This is a genomic window from Mycobacterium sp. TH-M82 (genome assembly GCF_057473605.1).
The window spans coordinates 1-4,729 of record NZ_JBYCKY010000245.1; the positions used below are offsets into that span (position 1 = coordinate 1).

The window sequence follows — 4,729 nt, forward strand, 5'->3', positions numbered from 1 at the left end:
GCGCTCCCAGCTTGCGCGCTACGGAGGCGATGACCGGAGCACCGCCGGTACCGGTGCCGCCGCCCTCGGCGGCGGTGACCAACACCTTGTCGGCACCGCGCTGCTGCATTTCTATCTCGTCGTTGGCGTCCTCGGGGGCCTTGCGGCCCCCCGGGGGGTGGGCGCCGGCACCGCGCCCACGGGTGGAGTCGCGGCCGACGTCATGCTTGACGTCGGCGTCGCTCATCAACAGCGCCTGCGCGTCGGTGTTGATGGCGATGAACTCCACGCCCTTGAGGCCCTGCTCGATCATCCGGTTGACGGCATTGACACCGCCGCCGCCGATACCAACGACTTTGATGACGGCCAGGTAGTTGTGCGGAGGGGTCATCGTTTGTCTTCCTCACTGGTGGGACGTAATTCCTCGCTGGTGATACTGAGCTGGTAAACCCTCAACCTCAACCAAAGGCTTAGAGTTATGTCAAGTTGTTCTGCGCAATCGCCACGGTATGGCCGCTACGCTCGTCATCTCGGCAGGCGCGCCGAGATATGGCGGGCAAATTTCGCCCGATTTTCGTTGCGGGCCGCTACCTGACCGTCGGCAGATCCGGGCTGGACACGTCGTAGGTGTGGCCGGCCTGGGTCAGCAGGGCCGCCAGCTTCTGCGCCTTCTCCGCGGTGCGGTCGGTGCCGCCCCAGACCACCACCCGGCCGTCGGTCAGCGTCAGCGTGATCGAGGCGGTCGAAGGCGCGGCCACCCGGCTCACCTGGCCGGCGACCTCAGGTGCCAGCGCGGTCATCACCTGCAGGGCTGCCGTGGTGGCCGGATCGGCCGGGCCGGGGTTGTCGACATCGAGGTAGGGCAGCATCGGCGGTGCCGGCGCGGTCGCGAAATCGACTCCGTCTCGGTCGTACAGGTGCGGGCCGTCCGGGAAATCCTTCACCACCACCGGAACCCGCTCGACGACGGCGATCCGCAGCGCGGACGGGTACTGGCGCCGCACCCGGGTGCTGGCGACCCGCCGGATCACCGCGACACGGTCGGCGACCTGGCCGGTGTCGATCTGCAGCAGCGGCGTCCCGGGCTGCACTCTCGCTGCGTCGAGGACTTCGTCGCGACTCACCGCGCCGATCCCGGTGACCTCGATGCGCCGTGCCGACATCAGCGGGGTGAAATACAGGACGAGCCCGAGGCCGATCGCCGCCACCGCTGCCAGCACCGCAGCCAGCGCCACCTTCAAACCCCGGACGGTGCCCCGCGAAACGGATTTGGGCTCGTCGCCCGGCCGTGCCCGGGCCCGGCGTTTGGCTTCCCGGCGGGCCGCCTCGATCGCCTCGGCCCGGGTCTGGGCGGCACGGCGCTCGGCGCGTTCCCGCCGGGCCCGCCGGCGTGGGCCCTCCACGTCCTCCGGCGCCGGTTCGGCAGCGGGCCGGATGGCCGTGCCTTCGTCTGATTCCCCGGCCGACTCCTCGGTCGGCTCCCCGCCGCCGGGTTCGACGACCGGGTCGACGTCCACCGGGTCCACCGACGGTTCCTCCGGGCCGTTCGGCTGTGTCGTCATGGTCGTCACAGCACCCTCGGGTGTCCGGGTGCGCTTCGGTTGGCCCGCAACCGCAGCGCGGTCACGATCTCCGGGCCCAGCATGGTGACATCGCCGGCACCCATCGTGACGACGACGTCACCCGGCCTGGCCGCCGCGGCCACCTCCGGCGCCACCGCGGAGAAATCCGGCAGATAGTGCACCGGCACGCTGATGTGCTCGGCAATGCTGGCCCCGCTCACGCCCGGCATCGGTTGTTCGCGCGCACCGTAGACGTCGAGGACGAAAACTTCGTCGGCGCCGTCCAGCGCACGGCCGAACTGCGGTGCGAATGCCTTTGTCCGTGAATAGAGATGCGGCTGAAACACCACCAGACTGCGGCCGGACCCGCCCTGCTGCAGCAGATTGCGGACCGCGGCCAGCGTCGCGCTGATCTCAGTCGGATGATGCGCGTAGTCGTCGAAGACGCGCACCGAGCCCACGATGTCGACCAACTCGAAACGGCGGCGCACCCCTTCGAACCCGGCCAGCCCGTCGAGCGCCGGCTCGACCGGCGCACCGACCTCGGCCGCGGCCAGCAGCGCCCCCAGCGCGTTGAGTGCCATGTGCCGGCCGGGCACCGACAGCCGCATCACCCGCGTCAACCCGGCCAACGTGATCTGCGCGACCGCCCCGGTACCCTGCTGTTCCCAAGCCAGCAACTCCCCGCTCAGCGTGTGCGACGGCCCCGATCCGTACCGCAGCACCCGGATGCCGCGCCCGGCGCTGCGGTCGGCCAGTGCGGCCGCGCCCGGGTCGTCGGCACAGGCCACCAGCGCCGCGCCCGGGGCAAGGCGGGCCACAAATGAGTCGAAAACCGCTGTGTAGGCGTCGGCGCTGCCGAAGAAGTCCAGGTGGTCAGATTCGATGTTGGTGACCACGGCGACATTCGGGGTGTACTCCAGCAACGATCCGTCGCTTTCGTCGGCCTCGGCGACGAAGTAGCCGCCGCTGCCGTGATGGGCATTGGTGCCGGCCTCACCCAACTCGCCCCCGACCGCGAAAGACGGGTCCAGTCCGCAGTGCTGCAGTGCCACCACGAGCATGGACGTCGTCGTCGTCTTGCCGTGCGTGCCGGTGACCATCAGCGTGGTGCGGCCGGCCATCAGCTTGGTCAGCACCGCCGGACGCAGCACCACCGGGATGCCGCGCCGCCGGGCTTCGACCAGCTCGGGGTTGGTGTCGGGGATCGCGGCATGGGTGCTGACCACCGCCGTCACCCCACCGGACAGCAGATCCAGCGACGACGCATCGTGACCGATCCGGATCTGCGCACCTCGGGCACGCAGCGCCCGCACTCCACGGGATTCCTTGGCGTCCGACCCCGACACCAGCCCGCCGCGATCCAGCAGGATGCGGGCGATGCCGGACATGCCCGCTCCCCCGATCCCGACCATGTGCACCCGCAGCAGCTCGGGCGGCAGCTCGGCGGTCAAGGCCGCCGCCCCTGCCGCGCGACGTCCAATGCCACCTGAGCGACCCGCCGCGCCGCATCCGGACGCCCGGCCCGCCCGGCCGCTGCGGTCATCGCCGCCAGCCGTGGCTCGTCGGCGAGCAGTTCGGTTACCGTCCCGGCTACGAAGCCGGCGGTCAATTCGGCGTCGGCGACCAACAACCCACCGCCGGCCTCGACCACCGGCAGTGCGTTGAGCCGCTGCTCACCGTTGCCGATCGGCAGCGGCACGTAGACCGCGGGCAGCCCGACCGCGGACACTTCGGCGACCGTCATCGCGCCCGACCGGCAGATGGCCAGATCCGCTGCGGCGTAGGCCAGATCCATCCGGTCCAGGTATCCCACCGCGACATAGCGCGGAGAATCACCGCCGGCCGGTTCCGGCAGATCCAGCCTGTTCTTCGGACCATAGACGTGTAGCACCGAAATACCAGCGGCAGCAAGGTCTTTCGCTGCACTGGCGACGGCCCGGTTGATGGATCGCGCGCCCTGCGACCCACCGAACACCAGCAGCACCCGCGCGTCGTCGGCGAAGCCGAAAGCGGCGCGGGCCGCGGATCGCAACGCCGCACGGTCCAGCCTGGTGATCGCCGCGCGCACCGGAACGCCGACCACCTCGGCGCCGCGCAGCCCGCAATCGCCAACCGCCGAGAGCACCCGCCGTGCGGTGCGGACGCCGACCCGGTTGGCCAGCCCGGCCCTGGCATTGGCCTCGTGAATCACCACCGGGATGCGACGCCGGCGCACGCCCCGGGCGGCAAGGTATGCCGGCAGCGCCACATACCCGCCGAAACCGATCACCACGTCGGCCTCCGCGTCGTCGAGCACCGCCCGGGTCTGCCGCACCGCCCTGCGTAGGCGAACCGGGAGCCGGAACAGACCGGTGTTGAGCTTGCGGGGTAACGGCACCGGGGTGATCAGTGCGAGTCGGTATCCGCGCTCGGGCACCAACCTGGTCTCCAACCCGCGTCTGGTGCCCAGCGCGGTGATCCGGACGTCCGGGTCCAGGGCTGTCAGCGCATCGGCGACGGCCATCGCGGGCTCGACGTGGCCGCCGGTGCCGCCGCCCGCCAGGACGACCGACATCGGCGCGCCGGGCTTTGGGACCGAGTTGTTCACCCGTAACGCTGACCTTCCAGTGCGCGCGTGCGACCACGCGTCGATCGTTGGCCGCGTTGGCCGCGTTGGCCGCGTTGGCCGCCGTGGCCACTACGGCCTGAGCCTCCTCCATGATGCCTTGAGCGCGCGGCCGACCGACTCCGCGGCCCGGGCTGCCCGGGTTGTCGGCCGCCGGGCTGTGGGCCGGACCGCAGCCGGGCGCGCAGCGCCTCGACCCGTGTCGGCGCGTAGGGTTCGGGCGGCGGCAGCCGCAACAGCCGGTTCATCCGGTCGTCGCGGCCGGTCCGCAGCGCTGCCACCGCCTCGGGTTCGTGTCGTGCCGCGTTGGCCATCACGCCGATCATCACAAGTGTTGTCGCGGTGGATGTTCCGCCCGCGGAGATCAGCGGCAGCTGGATCCCGGTGACTGGCAGCAGGCCGATCACGTAGCCGACGTTGATAAACGATTGGCCGATCACCCACATCGTCGTCGTGGCGGTCAGCAGCCGCAGGAAAGGATCTACGGAGCGCCGTGCGATACGCATGCCGGTGTAGGCGAACAAGCCGAACAGCGCCAGCAATCCGAACCCGCCGATGAAGCCGAGCTCTTCGCCGACGA

4 protein-coding genes and 1 pseudogene are annotated in these 4,729 nt (G+C 70.6%); all 5 read right to left on the reverse strand.

Annotated features, from left to right (window positions below; all coding sequences use genetic code 11):
- Positions 1-370, reverse strand: a pseudogene (locus tag AC2VON_RS07650) (cell division protein FtsZ); the annotation flags it as partial.
- 196 nt (positions 371-566) lie between these two features.
- Positions 567-1,541, reverse strand: coding sequence for a cell division protein FtsQ/DivIB (locus tag AC2VON_RS07655; RefSeq protein ID WP_486952409.1), 975 nt, complete (start codon positions 1,539-1,541; stop codon positions 567-569).
- A gap of 5 nt (positions 1,542-1,546) precedes the next feature.
- Positions 1,547-2,956 (reverse strand): UDP-N-acetylmuramate--L-alanine ligase, encoded by a 1,410-nt coding sequence (gene murC, locus AC2VON_RS07660; RefSeq protein WP_486952411.1) that lies wholly within the window; start codon positions 2,954-2,956, stop codon positions 1,547-1,549.
- Positions 2,957-2,991: 35 nt separating this feature from the next.
- Positions 2,992-4,098, reverse strand: a complete 1,107-nt coding sequence (gene murG / locus AC2VON_RS07665; RefSeq protein WP_486952412.1) for an undecaprenyldiphospho-muramoylpentapeptide beta-N-acetylglucosaminyltransferase — start codon at positions 4,096-4,098, stop codon at positions 2,992-2,994.
- Positions 4,099-4,127: 29 nt separating this feature from the next.
- Positions 4,128-4,729, reverse strand: a 602-nt coding sequence (locus tag AC2VON_RS07670; protein ID WP_486952410.1) for an FtsW/RodA/SpoVE family cell cycle protein, incomplete at its 5' end; no start/stop codon positions are given.

Bases quoted from the DNA above. Each gene is read 5' to 3' on its own strand.
- AC2VON_RS07655 (WP_486952409.1), bottom strand. From the start codon at position 1,541: ATGACGACACAGCCGAACGGCCCGGAGGAACCGTCGGTGGACCCGGTG.
- murG (WP_486952412.1), bottom strand. From the start codon at position 4,098: ATGTCGGTCGTCCTGGCGGGCGGCGGCACCGGCGGCCACGTCGAGCCC.
- murC (WP_486952411.1), bottom strand. From the start codon at position 2,956: ATGGTCGGGATCGGGGGAGCGGGCATGTCCGGCATCGCCCGCATCCTG.